The 18,994-nt window shown below is 64.1% G+C and carries 17 protein-coding genes and 6 tRNA genes; 14 read left to right on the top strand and 9 right to left on the bottom strand.

Features of this window, described 5'->3' with window-relative positions; translation table 11 throughout:
• The first annotated feature begins 85 nt into the window (after positions 1-85).
• The 7 genes from L1P05_RS12285 to aroG all read left to right on the top strand — a co-directional run bounded on the left by L1P05_RS12285 (position 86) and on the right by aroG (position 2,703).
• Positions 86-161 (top strand) — tRNA-Lys (locus L1P05_RS12285).
• 147 nt (positions 162-308) lie between these two features.
• Positions 309-384, top strand: a tRNA-Lys gene (locus L1P05_RS12280).
• Between the two features lie 175 nt (positions 385-559).
• Positions 560-635, top strand: a tRNA-Lys gene (locus tag L1P05_RS12275).
• 41 nt (positions 636-676) lie between these two features.
• Positions 677-752 (top strand) — tRNA-Lys (locus L1P05_RS12270).
• A gap of 104 nt (positions 753-856) precedes the next feature.
• Positions 857-932: transfer RNA gene (locus tag L1P05_RS12265), tRNA-Lys, on the top strand.
• A 152-nt stretch (positions 933-1,084) separates the two neighbouring features.
• Positions 1,085-1,160 (top strand) — tRNA-Lys (locus L1P05_RS12260).
• Positions 1,161-1,638: 478 nt separating this feature from the next.
• Complete coding sequence (aroG, locus tag L1P05_RS12255; RefSeq protein ID WP_012849397.1) at positions 1,639-2,703, top strand: 3-deoxy-7-phosphoheptulonate synthase AroG; 1,065 nt, start codon at positions 1,639-1,641, stop codon at positions 2,701-2,703.
• Positions 2,704-2,760: 57 nt separating this feature from the next.
• Here the strand turns inward: aroG and gpmA are convergent, their stop codons facing one another.
• Positions 2,761-3,513, bottom strand: coding sequence for a 2,3-diphosphoglycerate-dependent phosphoglycerate mutase (gene gpmA / locus L1P05_RS12250; protein WP_012849396.1), 753 nt, complete (start codon positions 3,511-3,513; stop codon positions 2,761-2,763).
• 379 nt (positions 3,514-3,892) lie between these two features.
• Between gpmA and L1P05_RS12245 the strand changes: the two genes are divergently transcribed.
• Positions 3,893-5,272, top strand: a complete 1,380-nt coding sequence (locus L1P05_RS12245; RefSeq protein ID WP_015462071.1) for an SLC13 family permease — start codon at positions 3,893-3,895, stop codon at positions 5,270-5,272.
• Positions 5,273-5,329: 57 nt separating this feature from the next.
• On the opposite strand, the gene galM is transcribed toward L1P05_RS12245, so the two are convergent.
• The 6 genes from galM to modE form a co-directional block, all read right to left on the bottom strand.
• Positions 5,330-6,382, bottom strand: a complete 1,053-nt coding sequence (gene galM / locus L1P05_RS12240) for a galactose-1-epimerase (protein ID WP_012849394.1) — start codon at positions 6,380-6,382, stop codon at positions 5,330-5,332.
• Positions 6,376-7,533: a galactokinase gene (gene galK, locus L1P05_RS12235; protein WP_012849393.1), complete on the bottom strand. Its 1,158-nt coding sequence runs from the start codon at positions 7,531-7,533 to the stop codon at positions 6,376-6,378. The genes galM and galK overlap by 7 nt, the downstream gene beginning before the upstream one ends.
• 19 nt (positions 7,534-7,552) lie before the next feature.
• A complete protein-coding gene (gene galT, locus L1P05_RS12230) occupies positions 7,553-8,596 on the bottom strand; it encodes a galactose-1-phosphate uridylyltransferase (RefSeq protein WP_012849392.1) in 1,044 nt (347 codons plus the stop codon).
• 11 nt (positions 8,597-8,607) lie between these two features.
• A complete protein-coding gene (galE, locus tag L1P05_RS12225) occupies positions 8,608-9,624 on the bottom strand; it encodes a UDP-glucose 4-epimerase GalE (RefSeq protein WP_012849391.1) in 1,017 nt (338 codons plus the stop codon).
• A 218-nt stretch (positions 9,625-9,842) separates the two neighbouring features.
• Complete coding sequence (locus L1P05_RS12220; RefSeq protein ID WP_012849390.1) at positions 9,843-10,652, bottom strand: CPBP family intramembrane glutamic endopeptidase; 810 nt, start codon at positions 10,650-10,652, stop codon at positions 9,843-9,845.
• A 123-nt stretch (positions 10,653-10,775) separates the two neighbouring features.
• Positions 10,776-11,567, bottom strand: a complete 792-nt coding sequence (modE, locus tag L1P05_RS12215; RefSeq protein ID WP_012849389.1) for a molybdenum-dependent transcriptional regulator — start codon at positions 11,565-11,567, stop codon at positions 10,776-10,778.
• A 206-nt stretch (positions 11,568-11,773) separates the two neighbouring features.
• On the opposite strand from modE, the gene L1P05_RS12210 reads away from it, so the two are divergent.
• From L1P05_RS12210 to modC, 5 genes are all read left to right on the top strand, one after another.
• The gene (locus L1P05_RS12210; protein WP_012849388.1) at positions 11,774-11,917 is read left to right on the top strand and encodes an AcrZ family multidrug efflux pump-associated protein; all 144 of its coding nucleotides are present in this window, start codon (positions 11,774-11,776) and stop codon (positions 11,915-11,917) included.
• A 123-nt stretch (positions 11,918-12,040) separates the two neighbouring features.
• Positions 12,041-12,817 carry a YdcF family protein gene (locus L1P05_RS12205; RefSeq protein WP_012849387.1) on the top strand — a complete coding sequence of 259 codons (777 nt, stop codon included), beginning with the start codon at positions 12,041-12,043 and terminating at the stop codon, positions 12,815-12,817.
• 149 nt (positions 12,818-12,966) lie between these two features.
• Positions 12,967-13,734 carry a molybdate ABC transporter substrate-binding protein gene (modA, locus tag L1P05_RS12200; protein ID WP_015462066.1) on the top strand — a complete coding sequence of 256 codons (768 nt, stop codon included), beginning with the start codon at positions 12,967-12,969 and terminating at the stop codon, positions 13,732-13,734.
• Between the two features lie 9 nt (positions 13,735-13,743).
• A complete protein-coding gene (modB, locus tag L1P05_RS12195; protein ID WP_012849385.1) occupies positions 13,744-14,436 on the top strand; it encodes a molybdate ABC transporter permease subunit in 693 nt (230 codons plus the stop codon).
• 1 nt (position 14,437) lies between these two features.
• On the top strand, positions 14,438-15,496 hold the full coding sequence (gene modC / locus L1P05_RS12190; RefSeq protein ID WP_012849384.1) for a molybdenum ABC transporter ATP-binding protein ModC: 1,059 nt from the start codon (positions 14,438-14,440) through the stop codon (positions 15,494-15,496).
• A gap of 42 nt (positions 15,497-15,538) precedes the next feature.
• On the opposite strand, the gene L1P05_RS12185 is transcribed toward modC, so the two are convergent.
• Both L1P05_RS12185 and bioA read right to left on the bottom strand, forming a co-directional pair.
• On the bottom strand, positions 15,539-16,360 hold the full coding sequence (locus tag L1P05_RS12185; protein ID WP_012849383.1) for a pyridoxal phosphatase: 822 nt from the start codon (positions 16,358-16,360) through the stop codon (positions 15,539-15,541).
• Between the two features lie 91 nt (positions 16,361-16,451).
• Positions 16,452-17,744, bottom strand: coding sequence for an adenosylmethionine--8-amino-7-oxononanoate transaminase (gene bioA, locus L1P05_RS12180; RefSeq protein ID WP_012849382.1), 1,293 nt, complete (start codon positions 17,742-17,744; stop codon positions 16,452-16,454).
• A 210-nt stretch (positions 17,745-17,954) separates the two neighbouring features.
• Here bioA and bioB point away from each other — a divergent pair, with 210 nt between their 5' ends.
• Positions 17,955-18,992 (top strand): biotin synthase BioB, encoded by a 1,038-nt coding sequence (gene bioB / locus L1P05_RS12175; protein WP_181365863.1) that lies wholly within the window; start codon positions 17,955-17,957, stop codon positions 18,990-18,992.
• Positions 18,993-18,994: the final 2 nt, after the last annotated feature.

Raw genomic sequence — 18,994 nt, 5'->3', positions numbered from 1 at the left:
TTGGTTGCGCTGTCCGGATAAATGGGTAATATATGCCGCCGTTGCCAAGACAAAGTGTAAACCGAGTCGCGGTGGCTTACAGAATGGGTCGTTAGCTCAGTTGGTAGAGCAGTTGACTTTTAATCAATTGGTCGCAGGTTCGAATCCTGCACGACCCACCATTCTCACGATGAGATAACGGTGTTTAGCGTGAAGGATAACATCGCTTAGCGATGGCCCGTGAGGGCAAGGCGTCAGCCGCATCATCCTGCACTGCCACCGCTCATTTTGGTGAGTGACATTCTGTAATGAGCAGTAAACCACGGTGCGGGTCGTTAGCTCAGTTGGTAGAGCAGTTGACTTTTAATCAATTGGTCGCAGGTTCGAATCCTGCACGACCCACCATTCTCGCGATGAGAAATCGGTATTCAGCGTGAAGGATAACGTCGCTTAGCGATGGCATTATCATCCTGCACCGGCCGCCATTTCGAGGGTGACGCACGGCGAGTAAGGTGTGGTAACACACGCATTTCTCAGGCTATCTTAGCCGTCTGGTTTTTCTGTTGGCACTACTCTGTAAGGGTCGTTAGCTCAGTTGGTAGAGCAGTTGACTTTTAATCAATTGGTCGCAGGTTCGAATCCTGCACGACCCACCATGATTTTAGGTGGCGAAACAGAGTAAGGTGACACATCGAGCGGGTCGTTAGCTCAGTTGGTAGAGCAGTTGACTTTTAATCAATTGGTCGCAGGTTCGAATCCTGCACGACCCACCATCATTCCTGATGCGTACCGGTGTATCCCGTCCAGGAGACGTCCCGTTTCCTGTAGCGTCCATTCCAGTGTCGAATGGCAACTAAATAGCATTATCGTGTCGAGCGGGTCGTTAGCTCAGTTGGTAGAGCAGTTGACTTTTAATCAATTGGTCGCAGGTTCGAATCCTGCACGACCCACCATTCTCGCGATGAGAAACCGGTATTCAGCGTGTAAGGACAACATCGCCTGGCGATGGCCCGCGAGGGTGAGGCATCCGCCGCGTCATTCCGCACGATCTCCGCGTTTCCCATACGACGAGCGACACTCTGCACGAGGTCGTACCTCACGACGCGGGTCGTTAGCTCAGTTGGTAGAGCAGTTGACTTTTAATCAATTGGTCGCAGGTTCGAATCCTGCACGACCCACCATTCTCCGCGATAAAAAATCGATGTTTAGCGTGACGGATAATCTCGCCTAGCGATGCCCATTCTGGGCAGGCGTGAGCCGCGTCATCCTGCACCTCCATGATGCTCCCCCGATCCTGCTCCGTGCCAGACCGTCCGTTACCCTGGGTTTGCTTACGCCGCGCACATTTTCCATTCTGGCACCACGCTTCACCGAGCGCGCTCGGCCAGCCTTTATTTCCCGAATGTCCATCGTGCTTCGATACCGGCGCGGCGGCGATGGCGCCAGTGAATTAGTCTGTCGCTCAGCGCTTTCATCATTTTGATATGTCAAATGCACCGATAAACGTAGAGTGATATTTCGGAGTTATTTTTTTATTTATATATATCAATTAATTATATAAAAAGGCGGCGATAGGCCTCATCGTTTACAACGGCGTGAGAAAGCGGATAGATTGAAAAGTATCGCTATACGCCTTTTCTACGACACGATGGATGCACTATGAGCTATCAGAACGACGATTTACGGATTACACAGATCAAGGAACTGCTGCCGCCGGTGGCGCTGCTGGAGGCCTTTCCAGCTACCGCCTGCGCGGCCAGCACGGTGTCGCAGACCCGTAGCGCCATTCACCGAATCTTACAGGGGCAGGACGATCGCCTGCTGGTGATCATCGGTCCCTGCTCCATCCACGATCCGCAGGCGGCGAAGGAGTATGCCTCCCGCCTGCTGGCGCTGCGCAGCGCGCTGGCCGGCGAGCTGGAGATTGTGATGCGAGTTTACTTTGAGAAGCCGCGGACCACCGTGGGCTGGAAGGGGCTGATCAACGATCCGCACATGGACGGCAGCTACTGCATCAACGACGGTCTGCGCAGCGCCCGCCGCCTGCTGCTGGAGATCAACGACAGCGGGATGCCAACCGCCGGGGAGTTTCTCGACATGATCACCCCGCAGTACCTGGCCGATCTGATGAGCTGGGGCGCCATTGGGGCGCGGACCACCGAATCGCAGGTGCACCGCGAGCTGGCCTCGGGGCTCTCCTGCCCGGTGGGATTTAAAAATGGCACCGATGGCACCATCAAGGTGGCTATCGACGCCATCAACGCCGCCGGGGCCCCGCACTGCTTCCTGTCGGTGACCAAGTGGGGACACTCGGCCATCGTCAATACCAGCGGTAACGGCGACTGCCATATCATTCTGCGCGGCGGCAAGACCCCCAACTACAGCGCCGCCGACGTACAGGCGGTGACGGCGGGTTTACGTCAGGCCGGTTTGCCGCCGCAGGTGATGATCGACTTCAGCCATGCGAACAGCAGCAAGCAGTTCAAGCGTCAGATGGCGGTATGCGAGGATGTCTGCGCCCAGATGGCCGCTGGTGAGCGGGCTATCATGGGGGTGATGATCGAAAGCCACCTGGTGGAGGGAAATCAGAACCCGGACGGCGGCGAGGCGCTGCGCTACGGGCAGAGCGTCACCGACGCCTGCATCGGCTGGGAGGACAGCGAGCGCGCCCTGCGCCAGCTGGCCGACGCGGTACGCGCGCGCCGGGCCCGGCTGACCGCCTAAGGCGCGTTGACCGCCGCGGGGCTCAGCGCACCGCGGCGGCGTAAGCGGGGGAGGCGGTTAGCCCGCCTTGCCCTGATTGGCGACGGCGTTTTGGCGGGCGGCAATCTCGTCGGCGTCGCCAAGGTAGTAGTGGCGCAGCGGCTGCATATCGGCGTCAAACTCATACACCAGCGGAACCCCGGTCGGGATATTCAGCTCGATAATCTCACTTTCGCTCAGATGATCCAGATGCTTGACCAGCGCGCGCAGCGAATTGCCGTGGGCGGCGATGATGATCCGCTCGCCGGCGGCGATGCGCGGCGCGATCTGCTGCTGCCAATAGGGGATCACCCGCTCAATGGTGGTGGCCAGGCTCTCCGTCAGCGGGAGCTCGTCGGCGCTTAGGGCCGCATAGCGCGGATCGTGGCCGGGATAGCGGGGATCGTCCGGCGTCAGAGCCGGTGGGGTGATGGCAAAGGCGCGGCGCCACAGCTTGACCTGTTCGTCGCCGTACTGCTGCGCGGTCTCCGCCTTGTTCAGCCCCTGCAGGGCGCCGTAGTGGCGCTCATTGAGCTTCCATGATTTTTCAACCGCAAGCCACGGCTGATCGATCTCATCCAGTACGTGCCACAGGGTGTGAATGGCGCGCTTGAGCACGGAGGTGTAGGCGACGTCAAAGGAAAATCCCTGCGCCTTCAGAAGGCGACCCGCCGCCCGCGCCTCTTGGCGCCCTTTCTCTGACAGTTCAACGTCGGTCCAGCCGGTGAAGCGGTTTTCCCGGTTCCACTCGCTTTCGCCGTGACGGACCAGAACCAGTTTGGTGACAGCCATAGTGAGACTCCTTAATTACGACTCTATAATGATAATTATTATCATCATGGTGCGTGGAATGCAATGGCCCTGCGTGCGCTCGCGCGCTTCTCGTCCGCGCGGCGCAATCTTCTCAGTGTAGTTGATGCGCCGCCGCGGCAGATCGCGATTCGAGCGATTGCCGCCGCCCGACGCGCACGGGATCCTATCCGCCTCTCATTTTTGCCGCTCCGGGGTTTTTCCCCGGGGGATTGTTGATTATAGTTAACGGCTTGTTTCAATTGTTAACATTAAGGTCTGCTCCGCGCCCCGGAGTCCGGCATCGATTCCTCTCGGTATTGAGCCCCGTCGGCGCCGATCGGGGTAGGTATGGCATCGATTCAGGATAGAGAGGTTCCACATGGAAGCAACCCCGTTGACCGCTGCAGTGGCCAGCCCGCCGTCGCAGCGGGGCTTAGTGATTATCGCGCTCGATATCGCGCTGCTGCTGCTGCTGCTCAATACCCTGCCTTTTGACGCAAAAGCCAATACCGGCCTAGCGCTGACCGTGTTTATCGGCGTGCTGTGGCTGACGGAGGCGGTGCACGTGACCATCACGGCGCTGCTGGTGCCGCTGCTGGCGATCGGCTTTGGGCTACTGGACGCTGGCGGCGCGCTGAAGTCTTTTTCTAACCCGACCATCTTTCTATTTTTTGGCGGCTTTGTGCTGGCGACGGCGCTGCACGTGCAGGGGCTGGATCGCCTGATCGCCAACCGGCTGCTGCTGCTGGCCGGCGGGCGCATGGGGACGGCGGTGCTGATGCTGTTCAGCGTCACCGCGGCGCTCTCCATGTGGATCAGCAATACGGCGACGGCGGCGATGATGCTGCCGCTGGCGCTGGGGATCCTGGCCAACCTGGATCCGGTGCGCGAGCGTAATACCTATGTGTTTCTGCTGCTGGGGATCGCCTACAGCGCCAGCATCGGCGGTCTTGGCACCCTGGTGGGCAGCCCGCCCAACGCCATCGCCGCGGCGCAGCTGGGGATCGACTTCCTCACCTGGATGAAGTTTGGCATTCCGGTAATGGTGGTGATGATGCCGCTGATGATGGGGCTGCTTTACCTGATCCTGCGCCCGAACCTGAAGCACCGGGTTACGCTGCAGGTGGAGACGCTGGAGTGGACCCTGCCGCGCCTGATTGCGCTGGCTATCTTCGGGCTGACGGTGTTCGGCTGGATCTTCAGCGCCCAGCTCAGCGCCCTGCTGGGCGGGATCAAGCAGTTCGATACCCTGGTGGCGGTGTCGGCCGCGGTGCTGATCGGCGCCACCGGCGTGGCCAGCTGGGAGCAGATCCAGCGCAATACGGAGTGGGGGGTGCTGATGCTGTTCGGCGGCGGTCTGACCCTGAGCCTGATCCTGGAGGGCTCGGGCGCCAGCGCTATCCTGGCGCGCGGCATGGCCGATATCTTTGGTCAGAGCCACTGGTTTATCATTCTGCTGGCGGTGGCGGCGTTCATCATCTTCCTGACCGAGTTTACCAGCAATACCGCCAGCGCCGCGCTGTTGGTGCCGGTATTCGCGACCGTCGCCAAGGCGCTGGGCATGCCGGAGAGCCTGCTGACGCTGGTGATCGGGATCGGCGCCTCCTGTGCCTTTATGCTGCCGGTGGCCACGCCGCCGAACGCCATCGTGTTCGGCTCGGGCTATATCCGTCAGCAGGAGATGGTGCGGGTCGGCTTTTGGCTTAACCTGGCCAGCATCGTTGCGCTCAGCCTGTTCGCCTGGTTCTTCTGGCGCTGAGGCGCTCTGCGGCCCTCGCCGCGCGAACGGAGGCACCGTTGCGCGCGGCGATCGCGCTCAGCGCAGCGTGAACTGATAGCGGGTAAAGGCCCGGTAGGTCTCGCTGGGCTGCAGCATGCAGTCGGGCTGCGGCCATTCCGGGTGGTTGGGGCTGTCGGGCAAAAACGCGCTCTCCAGCGCCACGCCGGCATAGTCGGCATAGTGGCCGCCGCGGCGGTCGGGGACGCCGGCCAGGAAATTCCCGCTGTAGAGCTGCAGCGCCGGGGCGCTGGTGTATAGCCGCAGGCTAACTCGCTCATCGGCGGCGCTCAGTACGGCGGCGGGGTAGGCGCCGTCGGCGCAGCGCGCCTGCAGCAGGTAGGCGTGGTCGTAGCCCTTGGTTCGCCGCTGATCGGCATCCTTGAGCAGATCTTGCCCCAGCCGCTTGGCCTGGCGAAAGTCCATTCCGCTGCCTGAGACCGCGGTCAGCGGCGCGCAGGGGATCCCCGTCTCATCCACCGGCAGGTAGCGATCGGCGTTCAGCTGCAGGCGCTGCGCCAGCGCATCGGTCTGCGTCTCGCCGTCCAGATTAAAGTAGGCGTGGTTGGTCAGACAGACCGGACAGGCGCGGTCGACGCTGGCCTGCCAGTGGATCTCGACCTGGTCGTCGTCGCTGAGGGTATAGCGAGTCTCTACGCGCAGGTTGCCGGGATAGCCCTGATCGCCGTCGGGCGAGTCTAGCCGATAGGTTACCGAGCGCGCATCGCAGGCGACCCGCTGCCAGCGGCGCTTGTCAAACCCCTGCGGGCCGCCGTGCAGCTGATTGACGCCCTGACTGGGCTGAAGCACGACGGTTTGCCCCTGGCGGGTGTAGCGGGCGTGGGCGATCCGGTTGGCGTAGCGCCCCACGGTGGCCCCCAGAAAGGCCTGCTGCTGCGGGTATTGCCCGGCGCGCTGGCAGCCGAGCAGCACCTCGCGCGCCTGACCGTCGGGCAGCGCCAGGCGACAGGAGAGCCAGGTCGCTCCCCAGTCCATCAGCAGCAGCGTGCTGCCGCGGGCGTTGTGCAGCGCGGTGAATTGAAAGGGGGCGCCGTCCGGCGCGGTCTCATACGCGGGCTGTGGGGTTAACATACGCTGGCTCCCGCAGAGGGCTGACAGACATAAAAGGTTTCACGTAGGCCGGTGCGGGCGGCGTAGTCACGGGCGACGGCCGCGCGCACCGGTTCGACCAGGGTCTGCGGCATCAGCGCGACGACGCAGCCGCCGAAGCCGCCGCCGGTCATCCGCACGCCGCCGCGATCGCCGATGACCCCTTTGACGATCTCGACCAGGGTATCGATGGGGGGGACGGTGATGGCGAAGTCATCGCGCATGGAGGCGTGGGACGCCGCCATCAGCGCCCCCATCTGCACCAGATCGCCGGCGGCGAGGGCGTCGGCCGCCTGCAGCGTACGTTGATTTTCGCTGATCACGTGGCGCGCGCGGTGGGCGGTCAGCGCCGGGAGCCCGTGGGACTCGGCGGCGAAGCGCTGCGGGGTGACGTCGCGCAGGGCGTCGACGCCAAAGAAGCGCGCCGCCGCTTCGCACTGCTGGCGGCGGGTGTTGTATTCGCTGTCGACCAGTCCGCGCTTGACGTTGGAGTTGATGATCACCACCGCGGCCTCCGGCGGCAGCGGCACCGCGCGGGTGGTCAGGGAGCGACAGTCGATCAGCAGGGCGTGCTGCGCCTGTCCAAGGGCGGAGATCAGCTGATCCATGATGCCGCAGTTGCAGCCGACGAAGCGGTTTTCCGCCTCCTGGCCGTTGAGCGCCAGCGCGACGCCGTCCAGCGGCAGCTGATACAGCGCCTGCAGCGCCTGGCCGACGGCGACCTCCAGCGAGGCGGAGGAGCTGAGCCCCGCCCCCTGCGGCACGTTGCCGCTGATCACCATGTCGACGCCGCCGACGCCATCGCAGCGCTGCTGCAGGTGTTTTATTACCCCGCGAACATAGTTGCTCCACATCATATCGTCACGGGCGTCGATGGGCTGATCGAGGCTGAAGCTGTCCTGCTGATCGTCGTAGTCGGCGGCGATGACGCGCACGCGGCGATCGCGGCGCGGCGCACAGCTGATGACGGTCTGGTAGTCGATGGCGCACGGCAGCACAAAGCCATCGTTGTAGTCGGTGTGTTCACCGATCAGGTTAACCCGTCCCGGTGCCTGCACGCACAGCTGCGGCGCATAGCCAAACTCACGGGTAAAAATGTCACGGGTCACGGCAATCAGGTCATGGAGGCGCATGGTTGTTCTCCTCTCGGGATCAGGCTTGGCTAAAGTGGACGTCGCTGACGGCGCGCAGGCGTTCGGCCGCCTGCTCCGGCGTCAGATCGCGCTGGGTTTCCGCCAGCATTTCATATCCCACCATAAACTTGCGCACCGTGGCGGAGCGCAGCAGGGGGGGGTAAAAGTGGGCGTGTAGCTGCCAGTGGTCGGCCTCATCCTGGCCGAACGGTGCGCCGTGCCACCCCATGGAGTAGGGAAACGGGCAGTGGAACAGGTTGTCGTAGCGGCTGGTCAGCTTTTTCAGCGCCAGCGCCAGATCGCTACGCTGCGCCGCATCGATATCGGGCAGACGCAGCAGGTGCTGCTTGGGCAGCAGCAGGGTTTCGAACGGCCAGGCGGCCCAGTAGGGCACCACCGCCAGCCAGTGGCGCGTTTCCACCACGGTGCGGCTGCCGTCATCCCGCTCGCGCTGCAGATAGTCGAGCAGCAGCGGACGGCGATGGCGGGCAAAGTAGTCGCGCTGCAGCCGATCTTCGCGCGCCGCCTCGTTGGGCAGGAAGCTGTTGGCCCAGATCTGGCCGTGCGGATGGGGGTTCGAACAGCCCATGGCCGCGCCTTTATTCTCAAAGACCTGCACCCAGGGATAGCGGCTGCCCAGCTCGGCGCTCTGCTGCTGCCAGGTCTCGATCACCGCCTCCAGCGCCGGCAGCGTCAGCTGCGGCAGGGTCTTACTGTGGTCGGGCGAGAAGCAGATCACCCGGCTGGTGCCGCGTGCGCTGGCGCTGCGCATCAGGACGTCATCGCTGTGCGGTGCATCGGGGGTGTCGGGCATCAGCGCGGCGAAGTCGTTGGTAAACACATGGGTCGCGCGGTAGTCCGGGTTGCGATCGCCGGTCACGCGCAGGTTACCCGGGCACAGGTAGCAGTCGGGATCGTGCGCCGGCAGCGCCGCCGCGGTCGGCGTCTCCTGCGCTCCCTGCCAGGGGCGCTTGGCGCGGTGCGGTGATACCAGCACCCACTGATCGCTGAGGGGGTTGTAGCGGCGGTGCGGGTGATCCGCCGGATTAAAGGGAATGCTCATCGCCACGCTCCTTACTGTGGGTAACCGGTGGGGTTCTGTGATTGCCAGCGCCAGGTGTCTTCGGCCATCGCCTGCAGGGTGTGGCTGACTCGCCAGTTCAGCTCGCGCTCGGCCTTGGCGGCGTCGGCCCAGTAGGCGGGCAGATCGCCCTCTCGGCGCGGGGCAAAACGGTAGGGCAGCGCCTTACCGCAGGCGCGGCTAAAGGCGTCCACCACCTGCAGAACGCTGTAGCCGACGCCGGCGCCGAGGTTGTAGATATGAACGCCGGGCCGCTGGGTCTTGGCCTGCAGCGCCGCCAGGTGGCCATCGGCCAGATCCATCACGTGGATGTAATCGCGTACGCCGGTGCCGTCGGGCGTCGGGTAGTCGCTGCCGAAAATGGCCAGGGCGTCGCGGCGGCCGATGGCTACCTGGGCGATATAGGGCATCAGGTTGTTGGGGATCCCCTGCGGATCTTCGCCCATCAGGCCAGAGGGGTGGGCGCCGACCGGATTGAAGTAGCGCAGCAGGGTGACGCTCCACTGCGGCGCCGCGCGCTGCAGATCCTGCAGGATTTGCTCCACCATCAGCTTGCTGCGGCCATAGGGACTGGCGGGCATGCCGGTGGGCATGGTCTCGACATAGGGGACCTGGGGCTGTTCGCCGTAGACGGTGGCAGAGGAGCTGAAGATGATGTTATGCACCCCGGCATCGCTCATGGCCTCCAGCAGGATCAGCGTACCGCCGACGTTATTGTCGTAGTAGGCCAGCGGCTGCTGCACCGATTCGCCGACGGCCTTCAGGCCGGCAAAGTGGATCACGGCGTCGATGGCCTGTTCGGCAAAGATGCGCTTGAGCAGCGCCCGATCGCGAATATCCCCCTGGTACAGCCGCGGACGCGTGCCGGTCAGGGTGGCGATGCGATCCAGCACGCTGGCCTTGCTGTTGCACAGATTATCGAGGATGACCGGCGTATGGCCCGCCTGCAGCAGTTGGACGCAGGTATGGCTGCCAATGTAACCGCTTCCCCCGGTGACTAATACAATCATGTTGGACTCCCAATGCGATGCTAATGGCAGAAAGGTAGCATGCGCGGGGGCTCAAAAAGGTGATCTGTGCGGTAAAAATGGAATCGTTTACACTAAGGGCGTAAACGCCACTCTCCAATGAGAATGGCGACTTGCTAGCATTGAGTCTAGATAGGATGCGATGGTGAAATGCGGTTTGTGGTATCGCTTACACTAGCATCGACGCTGCGCTCGACGGCTTAAGGCCGATAGAGCGGGTAGGTAAAGAACAGCAGGTGCAGCATATTCAGGCCGAAGTGGAACAGGGTGGCCACCCACAGGCGCCCGCTCCATTGCCAGGCCAGCCCGTAAATGATCCCGGCGAGGGTGGCGAAGATGGCCAGCAGCAGGCCACCGCCCAGGTGGGACAGCCCAAATAGAACGGCGCAGATAGGCAGCGCAATCCATGGCCCCAGCCAGACGCTCAGGCGCTGTTGCAGGTAGCCGCGAAACAGCGCCTCTTCCGCCAGGGAGACAAACAGCAGATTGATAATGGCGAAGAGCGGCGTCCAGACGGGCCAGTGCGGTTCAATACGCAGGCCGCCCAGCGCGACGGCCAGCAGCAGCAGGGCCGGTACGCTGAGCAGCAGGACTCCCCAGCGCCACGGCGCTGCGGGGGACACGCCGGGGCGGCGCAGCAGCGTGGGATAGAGCGCCAGCAGCAGCAGCGGCACCAGCGCTTTATCCAGATTGGCATACAGGGTAAAAGGGGCGCTGTGCGGCCCGGCGCTTACCCGATCCAGTAACAGCGGATTGTGAAAGCCGGGAAAATCGTGTTTGTAGAGGGCGATAATGCCAAGGAGAAGCGCGATCTCACTGATGCCCCGCCAGCGCGGAGAGAAACGCTGACGTAGCGATAGCAGCAGCGCCATGAGCGCCAGCGTGGCGACGGCCGGCAGCGTGATGAATCCCTGCTGCGCAAGGAGCAGGACAGCGCATCCGGCCAGCAGAAAGGCGACGCGCGGCGCCAGCGCCAGCAGCGCCGGCGGCAGTAACATGATCCACCACATAAGAATAAGACTCCCTCAGGTATTGTTAACAAATGTCGTCATTTGTTTTCTATCATGTTAACACGGCGGGGTAAACCGCCGTTAAACGGCGGACAGGGCCGGCCGGGAGAGGGGCCCGGCGCTTTACGCGAGGGTGGCGATAATGACCCGATCGGCGTTAAACAGGGCGTTGACCGGCATACCGACGCTCAGGTGCAGCTGGCTCATGGTGCGGTTATCGACGGTGGCGCACAGGGTTTCACCGCCGGGCAGCGCGATCAGCACCTCGCTGTTGTCGCTGCCGGCCTGAATATGGCTGACCTGGCCGCTCAGCGCATTGTCGGCGGCGCCGCACAGGGCGTTATCGGTGCACAGGCGGATCCAGGGCGCTTTGATCAGCACCAGCACCTCTTTACCCGGACGCAGCGCCAGACGACGGGCGCTCTGGGCGGTTACGGCGGCGCGCAGACGGGTCTTCCCGTCCGCCAGCTGTACCAGCAGATGCTGCTGGACCGACTCCTCGCCGCGCTCGATGACGGTGCCGAAAAACTGGTTGCGGGCGCTGGTCTGCAGGGAGAAGCGGGCGATCGCCGCCAGCAGACTGTCGAGGGGCAGATCGTCGGTTTTCAGCACGTCGAAGGCCTTCTGCTGGATTTGCCCCAGCAGATCGTACAGCGCAATCAGGCGCTCGCCGTAGCGGGTCAGCCGGGCACCGCCGCCCCCTTTGCCGCCGGTGGCGCGCTCGACGATCTCGTCGTCCGCCAACTGGTTCATTTCGTTGATGGCATCCCAGGCGCTTTTATAGCTGATCCCGGCCAGCTTAGCTCCCTGACTGATGGAGCCGGTATGGCGCACCTGCTTGAGCAGCTCGATGCGGCGCGGATCGGCAAACAGACGATCCTGTAGTTTAAGGGTGAGTAAAATATCGGCTTGCATGGCGGCTCCTCGCATTGACGCTCCCTCTATTGTGGCCGATCCGGCGCCCGTCAGGCAAACCGCGCGTATCGCACGGATTGAACAATGCCAAACGCCATCGGCTGGGTTACACTGTAGAGCAGGATACTGCCTTTTTTGCGCCGCTCGCGGCGAAGTCAACGGTAGGGTTAGCGCACTGCGCATATCAACGGAGAGTTAAGTCAGCCATGTTTGAACTGCTGAAGAGTCTGGTTGTCGCCGCCATCATGGTACCCGTGGTGATGGCGATTATTATGGGCCTTATCTGGGGAATGGGGGAACTGTGTAACCTGATCTCCGCCTGGGGCCACCCGGAAGAGAAAGAGTCCTGATCTTCGCTGCGCGACGTACCCCTGCGGGGTGCCTATCGCGCCGCTGTTATTCCGACATCGCCCGGTTTTACCGGGCGATGTGCTGTCTGGCGCTGCCACTTTCCACCCGCCGCGGAGGCTGCCGTGTTTTCCGATGACCAACTGCATGATATCAACCTGATCGCCCGTTTTTTGGCCTGCGATGCGTTCGCCGGAGAGCGGCCCGCCGTCGGCAGCGCCGATCTGCTGGTGCTGCTGGGTAACGCCCTGCTGCCGACCGCCTGGCGCAGCTTTGACGCCGTACGCGCCGGCGTGGCGCCGCGGCTGCTGATCGCCGGCGGGATTGGCCACTCCACCCCGCTGCTGTACCAGGCGCTGGCCGATGCGCCGGCGGCCCGCGGGCTGGCGACGGCGGGGCAGGCCGAAGCCCCGCTGCTGGCGGCGTTGGCCCTCCGTCAGGGGCTGCTGACGCCGTCGCAGATCTGGCTGGAGAGCGCGTCGACCAACTGCGGAGAGAACGCGCGCTTTGCCCGGGCGCTGCTGCAGGAGAAGGGGGCGACGCCGTCGCGCCTGCTGTTGGTTCAGGACCCCCTGATGCAGCGCCGCACGCTGGCTACCTTTCAGCGGGTCTGGCAGGACTGCCCCACGGTGCAGTTTGCCAGCTGGCCGACCTTTGTGCCCCGCCTGGAGCGCGGCGTGGACGGGGTGACGATCGCGGGAGCCCCCGCTCCCCTGTGGACGCTGGATCGCTTTATGTCGCTGCTGCTGGGGGAGATCCCGCGCCTGCGCGACGATGCGCGGGGCTACGGGCCGCGCGGGCGCGATTTTATCGCCCACGTCGCCATTCCCGACGCGGTGGAGGCGGCCTTTACACGGGTGGCGGCGTCGCTGGGTGAGCGCTATGGCTTTCGTCCGGCCTAAGTGCGCCGCCGGGCGAGGGATATCTCTGCCTCGCCCGGGCGCCTAAATGCTAACGGCGTCATATTTAGCGCTTTTTTCAGTGTCCTTGCCTGCGCTTACGCCATATAATCGATTATACAACGATATAACCGAATGAGCGGGGAGATGTGATGAAAGCGTGGAATAGATTACTGGCGGGGGCCGTACTGGCCGTCGGCGTCTGCCAGGGCGCCCAGGCCGAAGACAAGGTGACAGTCTTTGCCGCCGCCTCCCTGACCAACGCGCTGCAGGAGATTGCGGCGCAGTATCAGCAGGGCAAGCAGGTGAGCATCGTCACCTCGTTCGCCTCTTCCTCGACGCTGGCGCGTCAGATCGATCAGGGGGCGCCAGCCGATCTGTTCATCTCCGCCGATCAGAAGTGGATGGACTACGCCATCGACAAACACGCCGTGGTGGCCGATACCCGCTATACCCTGCTGGGGAATCAGCTGGTGCTGGTGGCGCCGGCTGACAGTAAGCTGGGTCAAATGACCATTAATGCGCAGACTCACTGGAAAAAACTGCTGGACGGCGGCCGTCTGGCGGTGGGCGATCCGGACCACGTGCCGGCGGGGATCTATGCCAAGGCGTCGCTGCAGGCGCTGGGAGCCTGGGAGACGCTATCGCCGCTGATGGCGCGGGCCAACGACGTGCGTGCGGCGCTGGCGCTGGTTGAGCGCGGCGAGGCGCCGCTGGGGATCGTGTATGGCTCCGACGCGGTGGCCAGCAAAAAGGTGAAGGTGGTTGGGGTCTTCCCGGCGGACAGCCATAAGCCGGTGGAGTACCCGATGGCGATCGTCAAGGGGAAACAGAGCCCGGCGGTCAACGCCTTCTACGATTATCTGAAGGGGCCGCAGGCGGCCACGATCTTTACCCGCTACGGCTTCACCCCGCGTTAATCCGTGAGTATGTTTCTCAGTCCCTACGAATGGGAGGCCGTGGTGCTCAGCCTGCAGGTGGCGGGCACCGCGGTGATCTTCAGTCTGCCGCTGGGCATTGCTACCGCCTGGGTGCTGGTGCGCTACCGGTTCCCCGGTAAGTCGCTGTTGGACAGCGTGATCCACCTGCCGCTGGTGCTGCCGCCGGTGGTCATCGGCTACCTGCTGCTGCTGGCGATGGGGCGCAAGGGGGTCATCGGCGCCTGGCTGTACAGCTGGTTTGGCTTCAGCTTCAGCTTCAGCTGGCACGGCGCCGCCCTGGCGTCGGCGGTGGTGGCCTTTCCGCTGATGGTGCGCGCCATCCGTCTGGCGCTGGCCTCGGTGGATCGGCGCCTGGAGCAGGCGGCGCGCACGCTGGGCGCCAGCCCGCTGCGGGTCTTTTTTACCATCACGCTGCCCCTGTCGTTTCCCGGCATTCTGGCCGGGACGGTGCTGGCCTTCGCCCGCTCGCTGGGCGAATTTGGCGCCACCATTACCTTCGTATCCAACATTCCCGGTGAAACGCGCACCATCCCGCTGGCGATGTATACCCTGATCGAGACGCCGGGCGCCGAATCGGAGGCGGCTCGGCTGTGCGCGATCGCCATCGCGCTGTCGCTGCTGTCGCTGATGCTCTCCGAGTGGCTGGCGCGCTGGAGTCAGAAACGGTTGGGGGGTGCCTGAGATGCTGCATATTGAGCTTCGCCAGCGCCTGGGCGATCTGGATCTGCGGGTCGATGCCGATCTGCTGGGCGAGGGGATCACCGCCATCTTCGGCCTGTCCGGGGCGGGCAAGACCTCGCTGATTAACGCCATCGGCGGACTGACTCGCCCGCAGCAGGGGCGCATCGTGCTCAACGGGCGTACGCTGGTGGACTGCGAGCGCGGGATCTGCCTGCCGCCGGAGCAGCGGCGCATCGGCTATGTGTTCCAGGATGCGCGCCTGTTTCCCCACTACCGGGTGCGCGGCAACCTGACCTATGGCATGGCGGCGCAGATGCGTGGGCAGTTCGACGATATCGTCGGCCTGCTGGGCATCGACGCGCTGCTGGATCGCTTCCCGCGCACCCTCTCCGGCGGCGAGATGCAGCGGGTGGCCATTGGTCGCGCCCTGCTGACCGCGCCGGAGCTGCTGCTGATGGATGAGCCGCTGGCCTCCCTGGATCTGCCGCGTAAGCGTGAGCTGCTGCCCTATCTGGAGCGTCTGGCGCGCGATGTGCGCACGCCCATCCTGTACGTCAGCCACAGCATGGAGGAGATCCTGCGTTTGGCGCAGTACGTGCTGCTGCTGGATCGCGGGCAGATGCGCGCCTTTGGCCGTCTAGAGGAGGTCTGGGCCAGCAGCGCCCTGCGCCCCTGGCTGCAAAAGGAGGAGCCGAGCAGCGTGCTCAACGTGCGCCTCGATCGCCACCATCCGCACTATGCGATGAGCGCCCTGGCGCTGGGCGCACAGTGCCTGTGGGTGAGCCGTCAGGCGGGCGAGCCGGGCGATCGGCTGCGGCTGCGCATCAACGCGGCGGACGTCTCGCTGGTGCGGGAGGTGCCGCGCGCCAGCAGCATCCGCAATATTCTGGCGGTCAGCGTGGTCGAGCTGCTGGAGGTGGAGGGGCAGGTGGACGTGAAGCTGGCGCTGGAGGGGGAGACCCTGTGGGCGCGGATCACCCCCTGGGCGCGCGACGATCTGGGGCTGGCGCCGGGCCAGCGGCTGTACGCCCAGATTAAGAGCGTGTCCATCAACCAATAGGTCCGCCTGCGGCGTCACGGCGAGCGCCGTGACGCCCGATGATTACGACAGCACGCGGCGGCGCAGGAAGTCGGCGATGGCCGGGGTCTCATTGCTGCCGATGATCTCCGCGGCGCGCGCCTTGACGGCGTCGGCGCTGTTGCCCATGGCCACGCCGAGGCCGGCAGACTCCAGCATACTGATATCATTAAAGTTATCGCCAAAGGCGACCACCTGATCCATCGCGATGCCGCGCGCGGCGGCGTACTCGGCCAGGCGGCGTCCCTTGCTGTTTCCCGCCTGCGCCACATCCACCTGATCGTGCCATGACCATTCGCAGGCCAGCCCCAGATCGCGCTCGATGCCGGCGGCAAAGTCGCGCAGGCGCTCGGTGTCCTCGTCTGAGGTCGCGAACTTCCAGATAGCGTCGACCTGCTCGGCGGCAGCGTGCAGGCTATCGACCTGCTGCAGCACCGGGCGCTGATCCGCCGGCAGAGACTCCGCCCAGGCGTGAGAGCGCAGTACGTGGCCGGTCGGCCGCTGGTAGAGCATCGCGTTATCCACATACATCAGTCCATGGATCTGCTGCTGCTCCAGGCGCGCCAGCACCGCCCGCGCCTGCTCGGGGCGCAGCGGATCGGCGGCCAGTACGCGCCGAGCGGGATAGTCGTACAGGTAGGTGCCGTTGCAGCAGATGGCCGGCGTATCCAGCTGCAGGGCCTGATAAAACGGATGGATGGCGACGTGGTGACGGCCGGTGACGATCATCACCTCCAGCCCGGCGGCGCGCGCCTCGGCCAGCGCGGCCAGGGATTCCGGCAGGATCTGTTTGCGCGCGTTGAGCAGGGTGCCGTCCAGATCGAGGGCAATCAAGCGATAGTGCATTGGCGATACCTTAAATCAATGGATTCTGCGCCAAATGTTACACCGGATGGCCGACGGACGACAGCCGTTATCCTGCGCTGGTCGGCCCTTCTCAGGCCGTCAGGAAGTGGTCGGGGTGGTCCAGCGCCGCCGCCAGTGCGGTACACAGCTGGCTCAGCTGCGCCGTCGCGATCGGGTAGGGCGGCATCAGGTAGATCAGGTGACCGAAGGGACGGATCCACACCCCCTGCTCGACAAAGAAAGCCTGCAGGGCGGCCATATTGACCGGCTGATGGGTCTCCAGCACCCCGATGGCGCCGAGCACCCGGGCCTGACGTACCCGCGGGTGGTCGCTGAGCGGCAGCAGGGCGGCGCGCAGCTGAGCCGCGATGGCGGTGACCTGGCTACGCCAGTGCCCCTGCGCGATCAGCTCCAGGCTGGCCACCGCCGCGGCGCAGGCCAGCGGGTTGCCCATAAAGGTCGGCCCGTGCATAAAGCAGCCCGCCTCGCCGTTGCTGATGGTGTCGGCCACGCTGCGGGTGGTCAGGGTGGCGGAGAGCGTCATGTAGCCGCCGGTCAGCGCCTTGCCCAGGCACAGAATATCCGGGGTCACCTCGGCGTGGTCGCAGGCAAACAGCGCCCCGCTGCGGCCAAAGCCGGTGGCGATCTCATCGGCGATCAGCAGCACGCCGTGGCGGCTGCAGGCCTGCCGCACCCGCTGCAGATAGCGTGGATGATAGAAGCGCATGCCGCCGGCGCCCTGCACGATGGGCTCCAGGATCACGGCGGCAATCTCGCGATGATGGGCCGCCAGCAGGCGGGCGAAGGGGACAAAGTCTGCCTCATCCCAGTCATCGTCAAAAGCACACTGCGGCGCCGGGGCAAACAGGTGCTGCGGCAGGCAGCCGCGGTACAGGCTGTGCATCGAGGTATCCGGATCGCATACCGACATGGCGCCAAAGGTGTCGCCGTGGTAGCCCTGACGCAGGGTGAGAAAGCGCTGGCGCGGTTCGCCGCGCGCCTGCCAGTACTGCAGCGCCATCTTCAGCGCCACCTCGACGGCAACGGAGCCGGAGTCGGCCAGAAACACGCACTCCAGCGCCTGGGGGGTCATCTCGACCAGCTTTCGGCACAGGGCGACCGCCGTGGGATGGGTGACGCCGCCGAACATGACGTGGGCCATCTGCGCCATCTGACGCGCGATGGCCTGATTCAGATGGGGGTGATTATAGCCGTGAATGGCGGCCCACCAGGAGGACATGCCGTCCACCAGACGTCGGCCATCCGCCAGCTGCAGCTCGCAGCCGGACGCCGCCGTGACCGGGTACACCGGCAGAGGTTGGCTCATCGAAGTATAGGGATGCCAGATATGGCGGCGGTCAAAGTCGAGGTCGCTGGCGTTCATGGCGCTCGTTAGGTAAACCCTGTTGTGTTTTTTGAGTTTACAGTTTAGCGCGTTAACGCCGCTGCGTCATGCTCCATGCCGATATGTGGAGATTTGTTGGTTTCAATCTGTAAACCATTACACATATAACTTGGTTGACATGGTATTTCTCCGTTCTACACTGAGCCCACTTTTACCGATCTGAACAAGGGAGATGCCACCGTGGCAGAGATACCGCATTCCGGGCGCTGGACGCAGGCGCAGGCGCAGGCGCTGTTTGAACAACCGCTGCTGGAGCTGATGTTTCAGGCGCAGCAGGTTCACCGTCAACACTTCGATCCGCGTCAGGTGCAGGTGAGCACCCTGCTGTCGATTAAGACCGGCGCCTGCCCAGAGGACTGTAAATACTGTCCGCAGAGCGCCCGCTATAAAACGGGGCTGGCGGCGGAGCGACTGATGGAGGTAGAGCAGGTGCTGGACTCCGCGCGTCGGGCGCGCGCCGCTGGCTCCACCCGTTTCTGCATGGGGGCGGCGTGGAAAAATCCCCACGAGCGCGACATGCCCTACCTGGAGCAGATGGTGCGCGGGGTCAAGGCGCTGGGCATGGAGACCTGCATGACCCTGGGGGCGCTGAACGCCGAGCAGGCCCAGCGTCTGGCGCAGGCGGGGTTGGACTACTACAACCACAATCTGGACACCTCACCAGCCTATTACGCCAATATCATCACCACCCGCCGCTATCAGGATCGTCTGGATACCCTGGCGCGGGTGCGGGAGGCGGGGATCAAGGTCTGCTCCGGTGGGATTGTCGGGCTGGGTGAGGCGGTAGGCGATCGGGCGGCCCTGCTGGTGGAGCTGGCCAATCTGCCGACGCCGCCGGAAAGCGTGCCGATCAACATGCTGGTGAAGGTGGCGGGCACGCCGCTGGCGGAAGCCCCGGACGTTGATCCCTTCGACTTTATCCGCACCATCGCGGCGGCGCGCATCATGATGCCCACGGCCTATGTCCGCCTCTCCGCCGGGCGCGAGCAGATGAACGAGCAGACCCAGGCGATGTGCTTTATGGCCGGGGCCAACGCCATCTTTTACGGCTGTCGTCTGCTGACGACGCCGAATCCCGCAGAGGATCGCGATCTGCAGCTGTTCCGCAAGCTGGGGCTGAACCCCCAGCAAACGCAGGTGGCCTATGGCGATAACCAGCAGCAGCAGCAGCTGGCGGAGCAGGTGCTGCACGCGGATGGCGACCTGTTTTATAACGCGGCGCGCTGATG

It is taken from the genome of Edwardsiella piscicida (assembly GCF_021733145.1).
In the GTDB taxonomy this organism is placed as follows: Bacteria; Pseudomonadota; Gammaproteobacteria; order Enterobacterales; family Enterobacteriaceae; genus Edwardsiella; species Edwardsiella piscicida.
The sequence above is the reverse complement of the archived record's forward strand: the minus strand, read 5'-3'. Positions and strand labels throughout refer to the sequence as shown.